Below are 23,147 nucleotides of genomic sequence, written 5' to 3'. Positions count from 1 at the left end.
TGTTGTTTCTGATAGATAAGGCTCATTATTGTATATATCTATCTTTCTTTGTAACTTTGTAAACAAACCAATACTTTCCTAAGAAGGTATTAATAAAGAATTATCAATGACCTACGCCAATATCATTTTGCCTCTTCCTTTAGAAGGTTATTTTACATATGCAGTATCTGAAGGGTTGGCTCCCCAGATACAAGTGGGTGTACGTGTTACTGTGCCATTAGGTAAGAGTAAGACTTATGTGGGTATAGTTGCTGAATATCCTGTTGATGTTCCTAAGCCTGCAAAAGAGGTAGCACAGCAAGGTAAGAAGAAGATTGTATATAAGAACATTGCTGATGTGTTGGATGATACCCCGATACTCCTTCCGCAGCAGTTAAGGCTTTGGAAATGGATAGCCGACTATTATATGTCGCCCATTGGAGACGTTTATAAAGCTGCCCTTCCTTCTGGTTTGAAGGCTGAAGATGGTTTCCGACCTCGCACGGAATTGTTTATTCGTTTGGCAGATAAGTATCGTGACGAACAAACGCTCACCCTTTTAATCAGTTCTATGAAGAGAGCAGCAAAGCAGTTGGATGTTCTTATGACTTATCTTAGACTGACGGGGGTTGATAATATAGAGCATATTTTGCCAGAAACAGAGCTTCGTGAGGTTACAAGAGAGGAACTTATGAATGAGTCTCATGCGTCAATAGCTGTCATTCGATCGCTTCAAGAAAAGATGATACTGGTTACTTATGAGAAGGAAGTGGGACGTCTTAATCATAATATTGCTCCTCATCCAGAGAAGATAAAGCCTTTGAACGAGGCACAAACCGAGGCTTACAATCATATCTTGGTGCAGATGATGGGGCATCCTGTGACTTTGTTACATGGAGTAACCTCTTCGGGTAAGACGGAAATATATATCCATTTGATCCAGAAAGCCATCAATGAGCATAAGCAAGTGCTCTATCTTCTTCCAGAAATAGCCCTTACTGTGCAGATAACAGAACGATTAAAAGCCGTGTTTGGCAATCGGTTGGGTATATATCATAGTAAGTATAGCGATGCCGAACGTGTGGAAATATGGAAGAAACAGCTTTCCTCCAATCCATACGATGTTATCCTTGGTGCGAGAAGTGCCGTCTTTCTTCCTTTTCATCGACTTGGTCTTGTCATAATAGACGAAGAGCATGAGCAAAGTTTTAAGCAGCAAGATCCTGCACCACGCTATCATGCTCGCTCTGCAGCCATCGTATTGGCACAAATGTATGCTGGTGCGAAGACATTGTTGGGTACAGCAACTCCCTCAATGGAATCATATTATAATGCAAAACAAGGCAAGTATGGACTTGTGGAGCTAAGCCGTCGTTATAAAGATATTCACTTACCATCAATCGAAGTGGTGGATATGAAAGATCTCTATCGTCGGAAGATGGTGTCAGGTCCTTTTTCTCCTCGCTTGTTAGCGGCTGTGCGTGGTGCTTTAGAGCGTGGGGAACAAGCAATCTTATTCCAGAATAGGCGTGGCTTCGCACCTATGATAGAATGTAGACAATGTGGTTGGGTACCGAAATGTCCTAATTGCGATATATCACTGACCTATCATAAGAGTATGAACTATCTAAGTTGCCATTATTGCGGATATACAATGAAGGTGCCCGAGGTATGCCCTTGTTGTGAAAGTAAGGATATTCGAGGACGTGGTTATGGTACGGAGAAGATAGAGGATGAGATTCGTTCCATCTTTCCAGAGGCTCGTATTGCACGAATGGACTTAGATACAACCCATACGCGCAATGCTTATGAGCGATTGATTAATGACTTCTCGACGGGCAAGAACAATCTTCTGATTGGTACGCAAATGGTTACTAAGGGATTAGATTTTGGGAAAGTCTCTGTTGTAGGCATACTAAATGCTGACTCAATGTTGAACTATCCTGACTTTAGAGCTTATGAGCAAGCCTTCATGATGATGAGTCAGGTGAGTGGTAGAGCCGGTAGAATGGGAAAGAGGGGAGAGGTGATACTTCAAACCAAGACTCCTGATTTACCCGTTATCCAGTATGTCGTTCATAATGATTACCCGACATTCTTTAAGGAACTATTGGACGAGCGATGCGAATTTCATTATCCCCCGTTCTATCATCTGGTGTATGTTTACTTAAAGCATAGGGATGAGAACATTGTTAATACGGCTGGGGTAGAACTTGGAAGTAGGTTGCGTGATATCTTCGGGGCTCGTGTTCTTGGTCCTGATAAGCCTGCGGTAGCACGAGTGAAGACATTAAGTATTCGAAAGATAGTACTGAAATTAGAGAATGGTATTGATTATCCTCGTGTCCGCCAGTATCTTCGTGGAGCATTAGAAGCTATGATGAAAGATAAGCGTTATGGTGCTTTGCAGGTGTATTATGATGTTGATCCGTTGTAAGGTGATATGGTTGTTTGCCTAGAAAGGATTACTTAATCGAAATAGGGATACAGCTCCTTAAAACCATTAACAATGTCTGTGATAAGCTGAGGATTCTTCTCCATCTCCTTTTTGTTTACCAATAAATAAGCACTTTTCTCAATATTGAATAGATGTTCGTATTCGTTATGTCCAAATAGCGTAAGTGTATATCTTCTGTAAACACGGAACCTACTTGTATTCTTCTCTTGTTCATCTATTCTATTAGCTCCAATAAAACCAAAAGAAGCACAAGAATCTTTATCTGCTATTTCCTTCATGATAGCCATGCAGGTATAGATACATTCCCTCGGTTCATTCAGTCCAGTCATAACATTATACTTCTTTTCACTATCCCTGTGAGCCTTTAGATGGAATTTAACAGCATAGAAATGATGCCGATAAACTTCTATCCATACCCAATAAGTTTGATGTGATTTGGGTGACTTGAATGAATACAAGTATTTATAAAGCAAAAAGCCTTGAGGTCCATCCCAAGGCTCTATGACTTTCTTTACAAAGCGATAAGAATAATGCTGTATACCCATGTTCTTTTTGCTTTATTGTATGAGGTAAGGATATGCATCAATCTTCTCTCGTTTTGCTTCTTCGTCTGGGACACGTACAAAACCATCCCCACTGAAGAGGATTTCCTTCTCTTCTTTGGAAAGACAAGAGGCTACTCGTTGTTGGTATTCTTCCGTCTTCCGAGCTTGATAGACTCTGCGTTTAGCTCTTAGAATCTGTATTCTTTTGTTTGTATCCATAATAGAAACATATTTTCTGCTGCAAATATATGAATATTACTTGATATTTGCAAGTGTTTAAAAGGATGTCTTTTCGGATCTTAAGGAATTGATGTGAAGAAAAAAATAAGGCGGAGATAAGTTGAAGTCATTCAATTATCTCCGCCTTGTGGTTAGATTAACTTGGTTGTGAGTGATTGTTTTTAGAAATCAATATCAAGCCCGACACCTAAAACTTTGTTTGTTCGGGTGAAGATGTCTGTATTCTTTGTTGCGATTGTCTTAGGCTGTGTCACGATTGTACCATCAGGTTGTGTAACTTGATCTTTACCGACAGTAATTGCATCGTTGTATTCTTTCTTAAAGTTAGAATAGTTCGTAAAGAAATAAGCAACGTTGAGGTGTGCATTCTTAGCAACTTTAATCTTTGCACCAAAGCCGAAGCTGTAACTGCTCGTAACGAAGCTGAGATCGGTAAGATACTTACCATCACCGAGTCCATACTTTGTGCGTTGTCCGCCAGCACTAACCGTCACAGCAGGAGTAATATCCCATTCAACACCAGCAAGGAATTCCTGTGTATTGTGCGCAAGGAGTTTCTGTTTGTTATTTGCCATTCGTGCATCTTTATCGAAGTAATAGTTGTAACCAGCCATAACGCGCAGGTTTTTCAATACTTCATATTGTGCGCCGAGAGCAAGAATACCGGGAATATCGTTAGGAGTTGTTACGCCATCTTCATAACTGTGCGTATCATCTGGATTAGCCTTTGTCTCAACATTGAACTTTGTTGTGAACTCATAGCGAGCTGCAAGATTCCATTTTCCATTGTGATAATCAATGCCGAGGATAGGAGTAATACCCCAACCACGTTGGCTCACCTTTACATAACGATCCTTTACGAGTTCCTTACTGCTACTGAGTTTGTCGGCTCCTGCACTCACTAACTTCGCTCCGTTACTCGCTTTCTCGGCACCCGCAGCATATTGATTTGCTGCAGCCAATAGTTGTGCTTTTGCTGTTGGATCTGTCGTTGCATTAGCTTGTGCCTGTAAAGCTGCGGCTTGCGTCCTAGCAGCTGCAGCTTGCGCTTGTAACGATGTAGCCTTATCGTTAAGTGCTTTTACTTTAGAGTCGAAGTAATTGTATAAGTTCTGATTATTTCCACCAACATTTGCTGAGATGTTCGTAAGATTTCCCTCGTACTTATTATAGATATAGTTGAATCGTGCACCACCATAAACAGCAAGATGATCATTGATCTTATAGGCTGCACCGAGTTGCAAACCGAAATCGTATTGCTGTCCGCTCATATAGCTCTGCATGCTATATGCTGTTGCAGGAGACTCTTGCTGACCAAGAAGAGCAGCGAAAGTAGGGAGGTTTTGATTGATTAATGCAGGAAGCAGCGAAACTTGTCGTTCAAAAGAAGGAAGTCCCTCATTGAAAGTTGCCTTTCCACCACCACCGGTCAAGCCGAAACCTACTTGGAAACTCCATTTATCCTTATTATAAGCAATCTGGAACGATGGGAGGATGGGCACAGATGCCTTGCCTTTATAGAACTTACTGCCATCTTCTTTTCCTCCATTGAGCTTGAAAGGTTGTGCAAAAGGCTGCAATGCCGGCACTTGTTCGAATGCAGGAACCGAAAAAGACGATGTAATTTCACGTGTTTGGTACACATTCTGAACGTTAAGAGATAGATGGAAACCATTGCTCAGGAATACTACTCCAGCTGGATTAAAGTAAACTCCATCAATACCAATCGCACCGACACGTGCAAAATTACGGTTGAAAGCAATGCTTTGATTGGTATTTGTGAGTAAACCTCCGGCTTGTGATGTTGTTGCCATTGCTAACATTGTGGCAGCAATAATCATCTTAGAATGCTTCATTGGTTGTTCTTTTGTATATTAAAAACCTATAAATTTGGTTGCAAAGTTATATATATTGTTCTAAAACTCCAAATCTTTCCTCTCTTTTTCTCACTTTGTTTCGATTTGTGCAATAGTTCTTTAAGTGCGAAAAGTAGAGAACATGTTGGGCAAAAGAAGGTAGGTTCGATTACAAAATAGCTGTCGATTTATGGATAAAGTCCCATGATTTTTACTTAAAGGAACATAGAATAAACGAGAAAAGATATTACATTTTTTGTTTCTAAAATATCTTATTCTAGCGAAAGAATAATCGATTTAAACTGCACGATAGTACCTTTTTCTAAAAAAGTACTATCGTTTTTAGTAAAAAGTACTATCGTTTTTGGTGAAAAGTACTATTGTTTTCAATAAAAAGTAGCATTGATTTTGATGAAGAAGAGCCTCATTTTAGCTGAAAAGTACCATATTTTTACAAAATAAGTGAGTTCTTTCTTATTATAAGGATAGTACGTTTCGTGTAATAACTTGTATTTCAATGAGTTATTACTTATATGTAAAAAGCTACCATAATTTGGCTATTTGAACCAAAGTAGGGTAGCTTTTGAAAATAACGCAAATACAGATAGCTAAATTGATAATATTCTATTACAATTTTAAAATAGCGTTGTCTATGCTTTTAGTGTTGGATATTGAATACGCGTGTGATACATTGCCTTGAGGCGTTCTATGAGTACGGCTTTCGCGGCGGAGATGTCACGGAAAGTGATAGGACAATCCGTGAAGTTACCATCAGCTACTTGTCCGTCAATAAGTTTGTTTACAAGTTCGCTGATACTGTCTTCTGTGTATTCCTTTAGAGATCGTGACGCCGCCTCAACAGTATCGCTCATCATCAAGATAGCTTGTTCTCGGGTGAATGGGTTCGGACCTGGATAACGGAAGAGGTCTTCGTTCACTTCCTCGTCAGGATGCTCATTCTTATAATGTATGTAGAAATATTTTGCAAGTCCTGTGCCATGATGCGTGGTAATAAACTCTTTTATTTCGCGTGGTAGATTATACTTCTCTGCGAGCTTTAATCCCTCCGTTACGTGACTGATAATAATACGCGCACTCTCTAAGTCGGTCAACTTATCATGCGGATTGATGCCCGCTTGATTCTCTGTAAAGAACGCAGGATTGAGCATTTTACCGATGTCATGGTATAAAGCTCCTGTACGAACCAGTTGGCTCTTAGCACCAATTCGGTTTGCAATCTCGGTCGCTAAGTTACCTACCGTGATAGAATGTTGGAAAGTACCCGGAGCAACCTCACTTAGTCGTCTTAGAAGTTCATTGTTTGTATTGGATAGCTCGAACATTGTAACCGTTGATACAAAGCCGAAAGTTTTCTCGATTACCAACATCAGAGGATAGGTAAAGAGCAAGAAGAAAGCATTGACTCCGAAGTGATAATACATGGTCTGATCGAGCTTTGAAAGGTCGTCGGCTTGGATGAGTTGTAAAGCTAAATACATAGCAGCTGAACCGATTGTAACCAATAGAGCAGTAAGGAATATCTGACTACGCTTGGATAATTCTCTTAGAGAATAAATGGCAATCAAACCTGCAACTAATTGTACGATGATAAATTCGTATTGGTATTTCACGGCGACCGCACAGATAAGAATCATCGTCACATGAGCTATAAAAGCCGTTCGGGAATCCATAAATACTCGGAAGAAGATCGGTGCCATGGAGAAAGGAAGAATGTAAACACTTAGGATGTTATGCTCCATCATTAGCGAAGTGAGGATAGGGAAGATGACTATCATCACATAAAGTAGCGATATGGAACGCGGCTTGTCGAAATAATCTTTGCGGAAGAGAGCGAGGTAAAGGGTGAATAATCCGATGAGGATTAATACATAGATACTTTGTCCGATGATGGTTGATGTAATCTCTGCTTCGGATGCGTTACGCTTCTCCATAGCCTGCTCGAATGAATTGAGCACACGGTAAGTCTTTGCATCAACGATATCACCTCGGTCGATGATTCTCTGTCCTTCCAATACCATTCCTGATGCTTGTGGAATGAGACTGAGCATATCATTCATCTCTGTCTCACTGCGATCTTTATCATAAATAAGGTTTGGTTCAATGTATTCGTTTAGATTACATTGTTGTAAGATAGCACGCTTTGAACCTAAAGTAGGATTCACAAAGAGATGCTCATACGCCCCGAGCGTTGAGAAGGTCTTATTGATTGGAACACTTACAGCTTGCTTACCAGTGACCACGCGGATCACATTATCGCTATCTTTCACGAGTTTGGAATATTGCTGTGGGTCAATCACACCAGCCTCATAAATATCATGCAAATGTTGGGCAATGATTTCTACATACGATTGCGGTAAGCCTGGAATACCATTCTTGTAAGCAGTCTTGAATTGTTCGATCTTCTTTGCTTCGATAGACGGATTAACGTTATAATACGGCTGGAAATGCTTCATCATCGAGTCACGTTCCGCCTTCAATGCCTCATCGGTCTTGAAGATAGGAAAGTCGAATTTGGCAATTAATTGTCCATACATCCATGGTTTCCCCTCATCATAATGGAAGAGTTTCCCCCTTGTTCGTGGTAGGAAAAGCACTATCATTACTACAGCAACAATGACCAAAGCCGTTCTTGAAGCCATATTACGCCAATAGTGGCTTTTGATGTTTCTGAATCTTATCATATTTCTATATACTTTCTATTAACTTCTAAGCACTTGCGAAAATACTAAAAATATGGCGTATACTCAAAAAAAAGCATTAATTTTGCAGGAAAAATAATATTTAAGACAATGGCAGAGAGAAATGTAAGAGTACGTTTTGCACCTAGTCCAACGGGCGCATTGCATATTGGTGGTGTACGTACAGCATTGTATAATTATCTTTTCGCACGTCAGCATGGCGGTAAACTTATCTTCCGTATAGAGGATACAGACTCTAATCGCTTTGTTCCAGGAGCAGAAGAATATATCCTTGATTCGTTTAAATGGTTAGGAATAGAGTTTGATGAGGGCGTTAGCTTTGGAGGTGAGCATGGTCCTTATCGACAGAGTGAGCGTCGTGAAATCTATAAGAAGTATGTTAATCAGTTGTTAGAGGCTGGCAAAGCATACATTGCCTTTGATACTCCAGAGGAATTAGATGCTAAGCGCAAGGAGATTCAGAACTTCCAATACGACGCACATACTCGTCTTCAGATGCGCAACTCTTTGACCATGTCGAAAGAAGAGGTTGATAGCTTGATAGACGATGGTCAACAGTATGTTGTTCGCTTTAAGATAGAGCCGGGTGAGGAGATTCATGTCAATGATATGATTCGTGGTGATGTCTGCATTAAGAGTGATATCCTTGATGATAAGGTCTTGTATAAGAGCGCAGATGAGTTGCCTACTTACCACCTTGCTAACATCGTTGATGACCACTTAATGGAAATCTCTCATGTGATCCGTGGTGAAGAGTGGTTGCCAAGTGCTCCTTTGCATGTATTGCTCTATCGTGCCTTTGGTTGGGAAGATAGTATGCCACGTTTCGCACACCTTCCATTGTTATTGAAACCAGAAGGAAAGGGCAAGTTAAGTAAGCGTGATGGTGATCGTTTAGGCTTTCCTGTGTTCCCATTAGAGTGGCATGATCCTAAGACAGGAGAGGTTAGCTCAGGTTATCGTGAGAGTGGATATTTCCCAGAGGCAGTGGTTAACTTCTTAGCATTGTTAGGTTGGAATCCAGGAACCGAACAGGAACTCTTCTCTCTTGATGAGTTAGTAAAAGCATTCGATATAACGAAATGTTCAAAGAGCGGAGCTAAGTTTGATTATCAGAAGGGAATGTGGTTCAATCACGAGTATATCCTTCGTAAAAGCGATGACGAGATAGCAGAACTCTTTGCCCCTATCGTTGCTAATAATGGTGTTGAAGCTACGATGGAACAAGTAAGACAGGTTGTTCACATGATGAAGGATCGTGTTAGTTTCGTGAAAGAGCTTTGGGAACTTTGTTCTTTCTTCTTTATCGCTCCAACAAGTTATGATGAGAAGACGGTTAAGAAGCGTTGGAAGGAATATTCTGCACAGCAGATGACTGAATTGGCAGAGGTACTTGAAGGTATAGACGACTTCTCTATCGAAGGTCAGGAACCTGTTGTGATGAAATGGGTAGAGGATAAAGGCTATAAGCTTGGCGATATAATGAATGCTTTCCGATTGACATTGGTTGGCATTGGTAAGGGGCCTGGTATGTTTGATATCTCTGCTTTCCTTGGCAAAGCGGAAACCTTGAAACGTATGCGCAAGGCTATAGAAGTACTTGGTTAATGATAGAAATCGAATAGATGAAGTATCAGATAACATGTGATAATTGTGGTACACAATTTATAGTGGAAGCTAATGAGGGGCAGACAATCGAATGTCAGTGCCCTCATTGTCATGGAACGATGGAGGTAACATTACCTCTTATTAGTGCAGGACAGCAGTATCAACCACAGAATCAAGTGAATGCACAAGTTCCACAAACGGCTCAAACAAACACAAAGAACAATCATGCCATCTTATGGGGTATATTGATTGGTTTGCTCGTTTTGGCGATAGGAATTGGTGCTTATGTTGCTTTCCGTCCAACACCACCAGCGGCAGTTGCATCGGATAGCCTGTCTGTTGATACGATTCCTTATGAAGCGCCAGTCCAGAACACTGCTCCTCCTGTTGTTGATACAGTTGTCACAGCACCAGAACCAGAGGAGCCAGAGGAAGAAGCAACCCCTGCGCCAAAGGAAGAGAAACAGCAAGCTGATACTGCAGCTGTCGAAGAGGAGCATCGGCAATAGGATTATGCAGACTTCCTATTAATAACGTAAATAAGAAATAAAGATACATGGGAAAGATTATTTTAACGGGTGACCGCCCAACTGGTAAGTTGCATCTTGGTCACTATGTGGGTTCACTTCGCCGTCGTGTGGAGCTACAGAACCTTGGCGACTACGATAGAATGTTTGTATTCATGGCTGATGTACAAGCCTTGACGGATAATGCTGATAACCCAGAGAAGATTCGCCAGAACATCATTGAAGTGGCTTTGGATTATCTTTCTGCAGGGCTTAGTCCGGAGAAATGTACGCTCTATATTCAGAGTCAGATACCAGAATTGGCTGAATTGACAACGTTCTTTATGAATCTTATCAGTGTAAGTCGTGTGCAGCGTAACCCTACTGTGAAGACTGAAATCAAGATGCGTAACTTTGAAGCAAACATCCCAATGGGCTTCTTTGCGTACCCTGTTTCACAGGCAGCCGATATAGCAGCTTTCAAGGCAACTACCGTTCCTGCGGGTGAAGATCAAGAGCCAATGATTGAGGTGACACGCGAGATTGTACGTCGTTTCAATCAGCTTTATGCACCCGTATTAGTCGAACCAAACATCATGTTACCGGAGAATGCAACGGCTCGTCGCTTGCCTGGAACGGATGGAAAAGAGAAGATGAGTAAGAGCTTGGGTAATTGTATCTACCTGTCAGATGATGCTGATACGGTATGGAAGAAGGTGAAGACAATGTACACCGACCCAACTCACTTGAATGTTTCCGACCCCGGTCATGTTGAGGGTAACGCTGTGTTTACCTACCTGGATGCTTTCTCAACCGATGAAGATTTTGCGGAGTTCTGGCCAGAGTTCCAGAATCTTGACGAACTGAAAGCTGCTTATACAGCTGGTGGTATCGGTGATATGAAGTGTAAGAAGCTCTTGAATAATGTGCTCAATAAGATACTTGACCCTATTCGTGCTCGTCGCCATGAATACGAGCAAGACATTCCAGAGATCTATAACATCTTGAAGAAAGGATCTGTTGAGGCTCGTGAAGTAGCTGCAAAGACGATGGATGAAGTTCGTGCAGCTATGCAGATCAATTACTTCGAAGACACTGCTTTGATTCAGAGTCAGGCTGAGAAGTTCAGGAAGAAGTAAAGAATAAGAAAGATATAGTTCTCTTTCGAGAGCAATATAATTAAAGAAAGGAACGTATTAAAGGTGTGTTTATCCTTTAATACGTTCCTTTTTATGTAACAGAAATTTAGTTTATAGTATATGAGTAGACTGCTACCTCTATTTGAATAAGGCGTTTCCTTGATATGAAGAAAGGCTTTTCTCATATTGAAGGGATGCTCTTTTGAAATGAAGGTAAGCCTCTCTTTATTTTGAGATATTCTCTCCTTCAGCTTGTCAACTTGTTTAACTATCCCTTTGTCAACCTATTTACTTACTTTTAGGTATTGTCTTATATTTTGTTATTCTCTATCTTTGCAACGTTATTTGATAACATTTTATTTTAACAGTAAGGACTTAAATCAATGTTTCCAATTAAGTTCTTTATCTATAATCCACATGGAGAGACAGAGAAAGAAACCTATAGGAGAAGTAGCTTCTAATGTTTATTTATTGTATAAGAAAGCATTTTGTTTAATATTGCTTTCGAGTCTTAGCCTGCTTACATGCTATGCGCAGGACGTTGTTAAGCGTGATACAACCTTAGAGATGAAGGAAGTTACTGTGACAGCACGCAGTGAAATTCGAAAGTTGAAGGAGTCAGCAATGCCTGTATCTGTCATTGGACAGCGACAATTACAGGGTACAGCATCTAATATCAATGATGTTCTTGCTCGTACGGTTGGTGTTACGATTCGTAATACTGGTGGTTTGGGCAGTGCTTCACGTATCTCACTTCGAGGCTTGGAAGGCAAACGCATGGGTATGTATGTTGATGAAACGCCGATGTCTCAATTGAGTAACTTCGTCGCATTGAATGATATTCCAACGAATATGATAGAGCGTATAGAAGTATACAAAGGTATTGTCCCTTACAAATTCGGTGGCTCGGCATTAGGAGGAGCAGTGAATGTTGTGACCAAGGAATATCCTCCTGTCTATTTTGACTTTACCTATGAAGTGGGTTCTTTCAATACACATCAAGTCTCAACGGTGTTTAAGCGGACTGATCGTAAGAGTGGATTGCAGTTTGGAATAGGCGGTGCTTTTTCATTTGCAAAGAACGATTACAAGATGAAATTGGCTAACCTTGATGGAAGAGAGGTGAAGAGAGATCACGACCAGTTCAATAAGATCATGGCTGGCATGTCCCTCAAAGCTACTAAATGGTGGTTTGATGAGATGAAGTGGGAGCTTATCTTCCTCAAGACACGGCAAGAGATACAAGGTATAGACCTTGATGTGCGTGAGGCGTATAACCATTCTATCAGTGGAGTAACGGCTTTGACGCTGAAACGTAAGAACTTTTTTGTAGATGGACTCGACTTCGATTTTGAAATAGGGTACGTTATCGGCAAGTATGGATTGCGTGATAAGGCTATGAATCGTTATGATTGGGATGGGAACAAGTTGCCTCCAGTCTCTCCGTTTGGTGGTGAGCAGAATAATTTCCCATCTGATGGAAAGAATCGATCTAATGAGTTGACTTCAAAGTTAAATATGGGCTATACCATTGATGAGCACCATGGACTCAATTTGAATATCTATTTTGATCAAAACTCATTACATCCTTCTGATTCCCTAATGGATAAAGCCTTGGGGTTCCGCTCAAACTTCCCAAGTAAGATGAAGACGCTTACCATAGGTTGGTCATACGATTTGACGCTCTTTAATGGGAAATTCCAAAATGCTTTTACATTCAAGAACTTCCTTTTCTCTTCACGCTCCCGTAGTATTGACGTATATTCTGTGAGCTCTCCAGAACCCGTCAAGGTGTCCAAGTCATACGTAGGTTTCAGTGATGCGATGCGCTATAAGTTTACGAATGACTTGATGTTGAAAGCCTCGTTTAATTCAGAGGTTAGAATTCCAACCAGTGAAGAACTCATTGGTAACGGATATTCTATTTTGGCATCACCTGCATTGAAGCCAGAGCGTACTTCTGGTGTGAATGTGGGTATGCTCTATCGTCATTTGCAGCAAAGAGGTGGGTTGGTAGAGATAGAATTGAATGTTTTTTACAATCAATTAAAGGATATGATAAGGTTTACCCCAGATATGATTCCTACCATGGCACGTTATCGTAACTTCGGTAGTGTGCGTACGAGAGGAATAGAACTTGATGCAAAAGGAGATGTTTGTCCACTACTTTATCTTTATGCCAATGCAACCTATCAAGATCTTCGTGATGTGCGAAAGCTAACACCAGGTACAGCGGTTGAGAACCCAACGTATAACAAGCGTATTCCAAATGTACCTTATCTATTGGCAAACTTTGGTGCTGAACTTCATAAAGAGAACCTCTTTGGTGGTAAAGAACAGAACACACGCCTGCTCTTTGATGCCTCATACGTGCATAAGTATTTCTATGATTTCGAGGTAAGTAGATATCAAGATAAGAAGATTCCATCTGCTTTGACAATGGATGCAGCTATTGAACATAGCTTTAAGAATGACCAATGGACATTGACGTTCAAGGTGAAGAACTTAACAGATCGGCGTGTTGTATCTGAATTTAATCGTCCCTTGCCTGGCAGATACATAGGGCTTAAGGTTAGATATCTATTCAAATAAAATAATAGAAAGCCTGGAGGAGTAAGTTTTCTGAAGCTCTTGAACATACAAGAAAAAGCTCGTCAGTTTTTTAGTTATTGCTTAATACCTCTTAAAGGCATGGTTTATATAATATTTCTACAATAAATAATGAAACAATGAAAAAGCTTAAATCAATCCTTTCTGCTGTTGTCTTAGCAGCTTTGTTTAGTGCGTGTAGCAGTAATGATGACCCAACGCCAGCTCCTAAGCCTACTCCAGGTGAAAAGGAGTTCCACGGTGTTGTCTTTGCAACGGGTATCACCAATCCTGAAGGTAGTAGTGGTAATGTTTATTTGCAAGCATTGCCAAGTTTCTTACCAGGAACATACGACAATAAGAACGGTATTCCTTGCGGTTTTGGTTCTACGCCAATTGTAACAGAGTCAGGCAATGTTTATACCTTCCCTGATTATATGGGAAATACGAAGGCAGAGGTTAATCGCTATCGAATTTTGGGAGATGGCACATGGAAGAAAGAAGGCGCATTGTCTATTCCTGCTGGTGCTGCAGCATGTAACATCGTAGAGGCAAGTAGTGAGAAAGCATATCTAAGTTTACAAGGTATTGGTGTTGTGATGGTATTCAACCCAACAACTATGACAAAGATTGCTGATATTGACCTTAATAATCTGAAACAGTCAGATACGAGGGTTGCACCAGCTGCAATGATTATTCGTGATGGAAAACTCTTTGTTGGATTGAATCAGATGAACGCACAATATATGCCAACACGTAACAACATAGAGTTTGCTATGATTGATGTGAAGACGGATAAGGTGGAGAAACACATCGTTAATCAGTCTTTGGAAATGTGTTTTGCTACACGTCCAATTGATCCGGGCTCTATCTTTATGGATGAGAATAAAGATATTTACATCAACTGTATCGGTTCGTTCGGTTTCATTCCAGGACTCAACGGCGGTATCGTGCGTATAAAGAACGGTTCAACGGATATCGATCCTAATTACTGCATCCGCCTTGACAAGACGGAAGTTGCCGGTCTGGCGACCAAGCATGCAGAGTTCCTGGCAACGATACTCTACGGCGGTAATGGACAGGCTTACGCCTATGCTAACTCTTTTGGTCTTGATCCTAACGGACTAAAGAAACCTTATGTTAGTCTTACCAATGTTCCGGTTGTCATTGACCTGAAGCAGAAAACTGTGGCGGTTATAAAAGGTATGGAGGTTTCCAATCCTCAAGGTATTGCTGTCGCAAAGCATAAGAATCTGATAGTCTTTGGTAGTGCTAATAAGAAGGCCACAGGATTCTACACTTACAATCCAGATACGAAAGAAGTCGCTGGTCCTATTATAAATGTAAAGGGCAACCCGAGCTTCTTTCATAGTTTTGAGAAGTAAAAAAGGAGGGCTCCTCACTTAATAATAAGTAAAAGTAAAAGGAGCCTTCCTGTTATCTAATCACTCAAATGATATTCATATAGAATACAAATGGAAAAGGTTAAATCCACTCTGACGGAGATTCCCGAGACGATGCTTACCACGTTGTGGGCAAAAGCTGTAGAGTCCAATCGCCCTAATCCCTTGCTGCGTGACGAGAAAGCAAAGGAAATTATCGGACAGATTGACTATGATTTCTCGAAATTTCAGAAAGCGAAGCTCTCACAGTTAGGCTGCTGCATTCGTGCCAAGCTGATTGATAATGAGGCGAGGGAGTTCCTTGCCCAGCACCCCGATGCTGTGGTAATACAGTTAGGAGCAGGGTTGGATGCACGTTACGAGCGGCTGGGAAGACCAGAAGTGACGCACTGGTTCGACCTTGATCTCAAAGAAGCTATTGACTTGCGCCGTCGCTTCCTTATGGAAACGGAACGCAACACTTATTTGGCTGAATCCATGTTTGATGAGGACTGGCTGGACAAAGTGAGAGCGTATAGTAAGTCGCCTGTACTAATTATTCTTGAGGGAGTGCTGATGTATTTCCCTGAGGAAAGAGTGCGAGAACTATTCCGCAATATCTGTGACAAACTCCCATCAGCTACCATTTTGTTTGATATGCTCGCTTTTGTGTTTGTTGGACGAGAGAAGAAACATGATATGCTGCAGAAGATGGACAAAGGTGTTGAGTTCAAGTGGTCACTACTCAATACAAAGGAGATGGAGAAATGGAACAGTCGATTGCACGTGAGGAAGGAATATTTTATGAGTGAGTACGATGAAGGGCGATTCCCGTCCATTTTCCATCTGCTCCTTCGCATTCCTTATTTCCATCGCCGCTTCAATCAGCGTATTGTTAGGATTGAGATAGAATAGTTCCGTCTCCTGTTTCTGCCCGTTAGTTGCAGAAGACAGGTAGAACTGTTCGAAAGTATTTCGAGATAACCTACGAACGTTTTAAAAAAGTCCCTAAGCTTTTTGTGAAAAGCTCCTAAGTTTTTTGGGGGAGACCTTTGAGTTCCTTACACGTTTTATCTGTCCAATAAGAAAGGCAACCGACTATAAATGTCGGTTGCCTTTCTCTAATAATATCTGCTGTTAACTCGTCAACTTGAAAGTGCACTTGTCAACTCATCAACTTGCTTACAGATTCGCATTGTCTTTCTTCCATTCAGCAACAGCTGGTACGATGTCGAGGCTAATGATTTCCTCACGCATCTTGCAGAGGTGCTCGTAAGAAGCTTGGAGAGAAGCCATCTCCTCTGGAGTACCTGTTGGCTCAGTGTAGTGAACACCAGTAGCGTCGATAGTTGTAGGCATAGCCATCATAACGTTCTTGAAGCCGAGCTTCTCGTCGTTAACGTAGCAACCTGCTGGCAAGGTGAACTTCTCACCACCCATAGCAGCCTCAATCATCTTAACAGCGTTGTAAGCTGGGCTTTGGAATGAGCTACGACCACGAAGCTTGATGATGTTTGAACCGCCCTGTACGGTGTGATGCTTAATCTCTTCCCAACGCTCTGCAGAAAGACCCATCTCTGACAATGGCTTGCCATCAACCTTAACCTGAGAAGCAAATACAGCCATCTGCTCACCGTGACCACCGTATGTGTGTGCACCAGTAACCTTATCCTGCTGTACACCGAACTCATGAGCCAAAGCCTGCTGTAGACGAGTAGAATCGAGGGCAGCGAGTGATGTCAACTGATTTGGCTTCAAACCAGAGTGGATAAGAGCTGTCAATGCTGTAACGTCAGCAGGGTTGAAGATAACAACAACGTGCTTTACGTCTGGGCAGTACTTCTTGATGTTCTCACCGAAGTCAGCTGCGATTTTGCAGTTACCCTTCAACAAGTCCTCACGTGTCATACCCTCTTTACGAGGAGCACCACCAGAAGAGATGATGTACTTAGCACCAGTGAAAGCCTCTGCAGGGTCAACGGTGTAAGAAAGGTTAGCACCAGGGAAAGCGCACTGTTCCATCTCGTCGAACACACCATGAACGCCTGGCTCATAGATATCATATAGACAGATGTTAGGAGTAAGACCGAGTGTAAGAGCGGTCTGAACCATGTTTGAACCAATCATACCGCCTGCACCGACGATAACAAGTTTCTCGTTTGTTAAGTAATTCATAATAAATATTTTATTTTAAAAGTATATTTTCCCTTTTGTTCGATACCGCAAAGTTAATAAAAAAAGAGTATGTGAGAAGAAAAAGGAATAATTATTTGTGTTATTAATTATAAAATAGTAAGCCTTTGTAAGATAGGTTTTGCATTTATAGATATTTCTTGTTATTCTTGATTTGTATGTTTTGGAATTATTGATTAACTTAGCGGTCGAAACAGAAGAGATAGTCTTTTCTATAATTGTTTTTTAACCTCTAACCCTATAAATATTATGCAAACAATCAATGAACGCCTTGTTGCACTTCGTAGATGGATGAAGGAGAATGCGCTTACTGCTTTGATTTTCCCCAGTAGTGACCCACATAATAGTGAATATGTAGCCGATCATTGGAAGACTCGTGAATGGATATCTGGTTTCAGTGGATCAGCTGGGACGGCAGTTGTCACATTACAGCATGCTGCCTTATGGACAGATTCTCGTTATTTCATTGCAGCTGCAAAGGAACTTGCGGGGAGTGAATATCAGTTGATGAAAGAGCGCATGGCGGGTACACCTTCAATTAGTGAATGGTTAGCAAGTGAGTTGGCGGAATACGAAAACCCCATCGTAGGAGTAGATGGGAGTGTCAATACGTATGCTGATGTTGCTGATTTGAAACAGAGTTTGGCGACAAAAGGGAACATGTTGGTGCGTTGTACAGATGATCCGATGGATGTTCTTTGGCATGACCGACCTGTCATTCCTAATAATAAAGTATGTCTTCATCCATTGAAGTATGCTGGTGAGACGACAGAGAGTAAACTGTGTCGAATACGTGAAAGTTTAGTTAAACAAGGTGCAGATGGACTCTTAGTTACCGCCTTAGATGAGATTGCTTGGGTGTTGAATCTGCGTGGAAGTGATGTTCATTGTAATCCCGTGTTTGTATCTTATCTTCTGATTTCCTCTAATAATGCCACCTTATATATTAATAGAGAGAAGTTGCCAGAGGATGTCTGTGAGTATCTTTCTACAGAGAATATTGATGTGGAAGAATACGAATCAGTAGAGACTGGATTGAAGAAATATACAGGAAAGTCACTTTTGATAGATGTCCATTCTACTAATTATGCCTTGTCAACAGCCGTAGATAATGATAAAATACATGTGGGGACATCTCCAATTCCGATGATGAAAGCCATAAAGAATAAGGTGGAGCAAGATGGTTTCCGTGCAGCCATGTTGCGCGATGGTGTTGCGATGGTTAAGTTCTTAGCATGGATGAAAGGTGCTGTTGAGGCTGGTGGACAAACTGAAATAACATTAGCAGACCGCTTGGAGGCTCTTCGCGCCGAACAGCAACACTTTAAAGGAATATCATTTGATTCGATTGTAGGCTATGAAGCGCATGGGGCAATTGTGCACTATGAGGCAACTCCAGAGACGGATATACCCATAGAACCCCATGGCTTTGTTCTTATTGATAGTGGGGCGCAATATGAAGATGGTACAACCGACATCACAAGAACCATTGCTTTGGGAGAACTGACGGACGAGCAACGTCGAGTCTATACGTTAGTTCTCAAGGGGCATATCCAACTTGACTTGTGTCGGTTCCCCTCTGGTGCATGCGGTTCACAGATTGACGCCATTGCACGAGAACCCATGTGGCGTGAAGGTTACAATTATCTCCATGGTACTGGACATGGGGTCGGAAGTTACTTGAATGTTCATGAGGGACCACATCAGGTTCGTATGGAATGGAGACCAGCTCCTTTGCAAGCAGGTATGACCGTTACAAACGAACCTGGACTCTATCTTGAAGGGAAGTTCGGGGTGCGCATAGAGAATACCTTACTTATTGTTCCAGCAGAGACAACAGCCTTTGGTGATTTCTTGAAGTTCGAGACACTTACTCTTGCACCCATTGATACAACGCCCATAGTGTTAGACCTGTTGACGGAGGAAGAGCGTCTGTGGATTAATAACTATCATCGTCGTGTCTTTAAGAGTCTGTCTCCATATTTGGCAGGACATGAGCGAAAATGGTTAGAAGAGGCAACTCGTTCTATCTAAAAGTTATAAAAAATAACTTCATATTATACTTTCTTAAAGTGTAGTTCTCGAGAGCTTATAAGGATCGTCATGGCTTTTAACAAGTATAGTATAGTTCTGCTGCGTGTGAGGTCGTTATAAATAATGTTCGACAAGAGCCTTCCTTTGAGTGCAAGAGACGCCCTTTTTATATCAAGAAGGGCGTCTCTTTCAGTATAGACTCTTGTCCGTCACTAATAAGTCAGAGTCTCGTTATGCACTGAATAGTTTCTCGTAGCCTTTCCATTCACTTTGTTTATGATGATATATGTTTGTCTGGTTATAATAACGAAAATTATTTTCCTGTCATTCCTGTCATTCACTTTGTGTGTATAATTTACTGATAAATAGTTGGTTATGTAAAATGTTAAAAGTGACAGCAACTAAAATGAAAAGTAAATTAGTGTTTTATATGAACCCAAAGAGTTGTTTGATCATTTCTTCAATACAGGCTTTCCTGTAAGATAATAGGCTGGTAAAGTTCTTAAAAGGGCAGGGAAACTTGTTAGAGTTCTGGGTTTCTATAGTTGAAAATCAATAATGAATAAGTAGATTTGGTGATTATACCCAAAGACAAATGTACTAAGAAAGTCTACAAATGTTTGGAAGTTAGGAGAATAAAGTGTAACTTTGCAGCCGCTAAAGTGGTGTTATAGCCCTTTTGCACATGTATAACAATTAAATTAATAAAAACAAAAAGCATGATTATTGTACCAGTAAAGGACGGCGAGAACATTGAGCGCGCTCTTAAGAAGTTCAAGAGAAAGTTTGAAAAAACAGGTGTTGTAAAGGAGCTACGTGCTCGTCAGCAGTTTGACAAACCTTCTGTAAAGAAGCGCTTGAAGATGGAGCATGCCGTTTATGTACAGCAGCTTCGTAACGCAGAAGAGTAAAATCTTCTTAAGGAATTTGGTAGTTTAGAATTAATTCCGTAAATTCGTTGCCAATAAATGATTTGACAATGTGCCGATGAAAGATTTGTTCTTGGATTACTTGAAGTTAGAGAGAAATTATTCTCCAGCAACTGTAAAGCATTATCGGGACGACTTAAAAGAGTTTGAACGATTTTTTCAAGGACTTGATCAGCAGCTCTCTTGGGAGTCTGTAGATTCCGATATTGTCAGGCGTTGGATGGAATATATGATGGATAAAGGCAATGCAGCCTCTTCTGTCAATAGAAGGCTTAGTGCGCTAAGGTCATTTTATCGCTATGCTCTCCGACGTAATCTTGTTGTGAAAGATCCCGTTCATGGGATTCAAGGACCAAGGAGAAAGAGACCTCTTCCACAATTCCTCAAGGAGTCAGAAATGGATCAACTTTTAGATGAGAGAATGTGGACAGATAGTTATAAAGATGTACTTGCACGTACAATTATTGTAACTTTCTATGAAACAGGAGTTCGTATTTCTGAGTTAATAGGTCTGAATGACAAGGATGTTGACTATATTAACTGTGAAATAAAAGTCACAGGAAAGAGGGACAAACAACGCATCATACCCTTTGGAGACGAATTATTAAAAACGCTCACTGCTTATCAGCAGCAACGAGATGTAGAGACAGAGAGCGAATCCGTTGCTTTCTTCCGAACGGAGAAAGGAAAAAGAGTGACAGATGAACAGGTGAGGCAGATGGTTAAAATAAACCTTTCTAAGGTGTCAACACTGAAGAAACGTTCTCCACATGTGCTCCGCCATACGTTTGCTACAGCAATGCTCAATCATGATGCAGGGTTGGAAAGTGTGAAAGAACTGCTTGGGCATGAGAGTTTATCAACAACAGAGATATATACTCATACAACCTTTGAGCAGTTAAAGAAAGTCTATAATAATGCCCATCCAAGGGCGTAACCTTTTAAAAATGGAGGTACCTATGGAAATTAAGATTCAGTCAATTCACTTTGACACTACCGAGAAGTTACAAGCCTTTATCACTAAGAAGGTCGAGAAATTAGAAAAGTCTTACGAAGACATTCAGAAAGTTGAGGTGCAATTAAAGGTAGAGAAACCTGCTACTGCATTAAATAAAACTACAAGTATATCAGTCGTTGTGCCAGGTACAACGCTTTTTGTAGAGAAGACATTCGATACTTTTGAAGAAGGAGTTGATGAGTGTGTAGATGCAATGAAGGTTCAGCTTACCAAGTTCAAGGAAAAGCAAAGAAAACGTTGAAAATATCTTCTAAAAGTTTTGGAGATTGAAAATAAATTATTACCTTTGCAGCCGTTTTACTACAAGTAGCCTTTGGCTGCAAAGTATGCCTCTTTAGCTCAGTTGGCCAGAGCACGTGATTTGTAATCTCGGGGTCGTTGGTTCGAATCCGACAAGAGGCTCTTCTTGAAAAGAGAAAGCATTTGATATAAGGGTAGTTTCCAGAGTGGCCAAATGGGGCAGACTGTAAATCTGCTGCTTCTAGCTTCGGTGGTTCGAATCCATCACTACCCACTCAAATGTTATTTGCGGAAATAGCTCAGTTGATAGAGCACTAGCCTTCCAAGCTGGGGGTCGCGGGTTTGAGCCCCGTTTTCCGCTCTATGGTTTTGCTGTAATAGCTCAGTGGTAGAGCACTTCCTTGGTAAGGAAGAGGTCCTGAGTTCAACTCTCAGTTACAGCTCTACTATATTTTTTAAGTTAGTATAACAAAAACGCAGATTATTCATTTAATATTAAATAAGAAAAGCTATGGCTAAAGAAGAATTCGTGCGTACCAAACCGCATGTAAACATTGGTACTATTGGTCACGTTGACCACGGTAAGACCACTCTTACTGCAGCAATCTCAAAGGTTCTTCATGAGAAGGGCTTTGGTTCTGAGGATGTTAAGTCTTTCGATCAGATTGATAATGCTCCTGAAGAGAAAGAGCGTGGTATCACCATTAACTCTGCTCATATTGAGTACGAAACAGCTAAACGTCACTATGCACACGTAGACTGTCCAGGTCACGCTGACTATGTAAAGAACATGGTTACTGGTGCTGCACAGATGGATGGTGCTATCTTGGTTGTAGCTGCTACTGATGGTCCTATGCCACAGACTCGTGAGCACGTATTGCTCGCTCGTCAGGTAAACGTACCTCGTTTGGTTGTTTTCTTGAATAAGTGTGATATGGTTGACGACGAGGAGATGCTTGACCTCGTTGAGATGGAGGTTCGCGAGATCCTTGAGCAGTATGGTTATGAAGAGGATACTCCAATTATCCGTGGTTCTGCACTTGGTGCTTTGAATGGTGTAGAGAAGTGGGTTGACTCTGTAATGCAGCTCATGGACACTGTTGATACTTGGATTCAAGAGCCAGAGCGTGAGGTTGACAAGCCATTCTTGATGCCTGTTGAGGATGTATTCTCTATCACAGGTCGTGGTACTGTTGCTACTGGTCGTATTGAGACTGGTGTATGTAAGGTAGGTGACGAAGTTCAGTTGCTCGGTCTTGGTGAGGACAAGAAGTCTGTAATCACTGGTGTTGAGATGTTCCGTAAGAACCTCGCACAAGGTCAGGCTGGTGATAACGTAGGTCTTCTCCTCCGTGGTATTGATAAGGCTGAAGTTAAGCGTGGTATGGTTGTCGTACACCCAGGAGCTATTACTCCTCACGATCACTTCAAGGCATCTATCTATGTATTGAAGAAAGAAGAGGGTGGTCGTCACACACCATTCGGTAACAAGTATCGTCCACAGTTCTACCTCCGTACAATGGACTGTACTGGTGAAATCAAGTTGCCAGAGGGCGTTGAAATGGTAATGCCTGGTGATAACGTTGAAATCGAAGTAGAGTTGATCTACAAGGTTGCTTTGAACGAGGGTCTTCGTTTCGCTATCCGTGAGGGTGGTCGTACAGTAGGTTCTGGTCAGATTACTGCAATCCTCGATGATATTAAGTAAATC

General features: G+C 41.2%; 17 protein-coding genes and 4 tRNA genes. 16 read left to right on the top strand and 5 right to left on the bottom strand.

All coding sequences use genetic code 11. The features are described 5' to 3' along the window. Positions 1-106 precede the first annotated feature (106 nt). Positions 107-2,416: a replication restart helicase PriA gene (gene priA, locus J5A55_RS07050; protein ID WP_004383944.1), complete on the top strand. Its 2,310-nt coding sequence runs from the start codon at positions 107-109 to the stop codon at positions 2,414-2,416. Positions 2,417-2,448: 32 nt separating this feature from the next. Here the strand turns inward: priA and J5A55_RS07045 are convergent, their stop codons facing one another. The 4 genes from J5A55_RS07045 to J5A55_RS07030 all read right to left on the bottom strand — a co-directional run bounded on the left by J5A55_RS07045 (position 2,449) and on the right by J5A55_RS07030 (position 7,780). Then, a complete protein-coding gene (locus tag J5A55_RS07045) occupies positions 2,449-2,982 on the bottom strand; it encodes a hypothetical protein (RefSeq protein ID WP_004383943.1) in 534 nt (177 codons plus the stop codon). Positions 2,983-2,994: 12 nt separating this feature from the next. After that, positions 2,995-3,201, bottom strand: a complete 207-nt coding sequence (locus J5A55_RS07040; RefSeq protein ID WP_004383942.1) for a hypothetical protein — start codon at positions 3,199-3,201, stop codon at positions 2,995-2,997. A gap of 182 nt (positions 3,202-3,383) precedes the next feature. Further along, positions 3,384-5,078 (bottom strand): hypothetical protein, encoded by a 1,695-nt coding sequence (locus tag J5A55_RS07035; RefSeq protein WP_004383941.1) that lies wholly within the window; start codon positions 5,076-5,078, stop codon positions 3,384-3,386. A 650-nt stretch (positions 5,079-5,728) separates the two neighbouring features. Then, complete coding sequence (locus J5A55_RS07030) at positions 5,729-7,780, bottom strand: HD family phosphohydrolase (protein WP_018911375.1); 2,052 nt, start codon at positions 7,778-7,780, stop codon at positions 5,729-5,731. Positions 7,781-7,888: 108 nt separating this feature from the next. Here J5A55_RS07030 and gltX point away from each other — a divergent pair, with 108 nt between their 5' ends. The 6 genes from gltX (at position 7,889) to J5A55_RS07000 (ending at position 15,937) form a co-directional block, all read left to right on the top strand. Beyond that, positions 7,889-9,406, top strand: coding sequence for a glutamate--tRNA ligase (gene gltX / locus J5A55_RS07025; protein WP_004383937.1), 1,518 nt, complete (start codon positions 7,889-7,891; stop codon positions 9,404-9,406). A 17-nt stretch (positions 9,407-9,423) separates the two neighbouring features. Beyond that, complete coding sequence (locus J5A55_RS07020; RefSeq protein ID WP_004383936.1) at positions 9,424-9,915, top strand: hypothetical protein; 492 nt, start codon at positions 9,424-9,426, stop codon at positions 9,913-9,915. 47 nt (positions 9,916-9,962) lie between these two features. Next, a complete protein-coding gene (gene trpS / locus J5A55_RS07015) occupies positions 9,963-11,051 on the top strand; it encodes a tryptophan--tRNA ligase (protein ID WP_004383935.1) in 1,089 nt (362 codons plus the stop codon). A gap of 417 nt (positions 11,052-11,468) precedes the next feature. Continuing rightward, a complete protein-coding gene (locus tag J5A55_RS07010; RefSeq protein ID WP_004383933.1) occupies positions 11,469-13,643 on the top strand; it encodes a TonB-dependent receptor in 2,175 nt (724 codons plus the stop codon). A 137-nt stretch (positions 13,644-13,780) separates the two neighbouring features. Next, on the top strand, positions 13,781-15,025 hold the full coding sequence (locus J5A55_RS07005) for a DUF4374 domain-containing protein (protein WP_004383932.1): 1,245 nt from the start codon (positions 13,781-13,783) through the stop codon (positions 15,023-15,025). A gap of 84 nt (positions 15,026-15,109) precedes the next feature. Then, positions 15,110-15,937 (top strand): class I SAM-dependent methyltransferase, encoded by an 828-nt coding sequence (locus J5A55_RS07000; RefSeq protein WP_039851471.1) that lies wholly within the window; start codon positions 15,110-15,112, stop codon positions 15,935-15,937. A 267-nt stretch (positions 15,938-16,204) separates the two neighbouring features. Here J5A55_RS07000 and J5A55_RS06995 read toward each other — a convergent pair whose 3' ends face one another. Beyond that, complete coding sequence (locus J5A55_RS06995; protein ID WP_004383930.1) at positions 16,205-17,197, bottom strand: malate dehydrogenase; 993 nt, start codon at positions 17,195-17,197, stop codon at positions 16,205-16,207. Between the two features lie 267 nt (positions 17,198-17,464). Here J5A55_RS06995 and J5A55_RS06990 point away from each other — a divergent pair, with 267 nt between their 5' ends. The 9 genes from J5A55_RS06990 (at position 17,465) to tuf (ending at position 23,144) form a co-directional block, all read left to right on the top strand. Then, a complete protein-coding gene (locus J5A55_RS06990; protein ID WP_004383929.1) occupies positions 17,465-19,249 on the top strand; it encodes an aminopeptidase P family protein in 1,785 nt (594 codons plus the stop codon). Positions 19,250-19,968: 719 nt separating this feature from the next. Beyond that, positions 19,969-20,160 (top strand): 30S ribosomal protein S21, encoded by a 192-nt coding sequence (gene rpsU / locus J5A55_RS06985; protein ID WP_004383928.1) that lies wholly within the window; start codon positions 19,969-19,971, stop codon positions 20,158-20,160. Between the two features lie 76 nt (positions 20,161-20,236). After that, a complete protein-coding gene (locus tag J5A55_RS06980) occupies positions 20,237-21,115 on the top strand; it encodes a tyrosine recombinase XerC (protein WP_004383927.1) in 879 nt (292 codons plus the stop codon). A 22-nt stretch (positions 21,116-21,137) separates the two neighbouring features. Next, complete coding sequence (gene hpf, locus J5A55_RS06975; protein WP_024985866.1) at positions 21,138-21,437, top strand: ribosome hibernation-promoting factor, HPF/YfiA family; 300 nt, start codon at positions 21,138-21,140, stop codon at positions 21,435-21,437. A gap of 87 nt (positions 21,438-21,524) precedes the next feature. Further along, positions 21,525-21,598 (top strand) — tRNA-Thr (locus J5A55_RS06970). A gap of 30 nt (positions 21,599-21,628) precedes the next feature. Continuing rightward, positions 21,629-21,710 (top strand) — tRNA-Tyr (locus tag J5A55_RS06965). Positions 21,711-21,724: 14 nt separating this feature from the next. After that, a tRNA-Gly gene (locus J5A55_RS06960) sits at positions 21,725-21,797 on the top strand. Between the two features lie 10 nt (positions 21,798-21,807). Beyond that, positions 21,808-21,879 (top strand) — tRNA-Thr (locus tag J5A55_RS06955). Between the two features lie 68 nt (positions 21,880-21,947). Beyond that, positions 21,948-23,144: an elongation factor Tu gene (gene tuf / locus J5A55_RS06950; protein WP_004383925.1), complete on the top strand. Its 1,197-nt coding sequence runs from the start codon at positions 21,948-21,950 to the stop codon at positions 23,142-23,144. Positions 23,145-23,147 lie beyond the last annotated feature (3 nt).

Source organism: Prevotella veroralis (genome assembly GCF_018127765.1).
Classification (GTDB): domain Bacteria; phylum Bacteroidota; class Bacteroidia; order Bacteroidales; family Bacteroidaceae; genus Prevotella; species Prevotella veroralis.
This window is presented reverse-complemented; position numbering and strand designations above follow the sequence as displayed.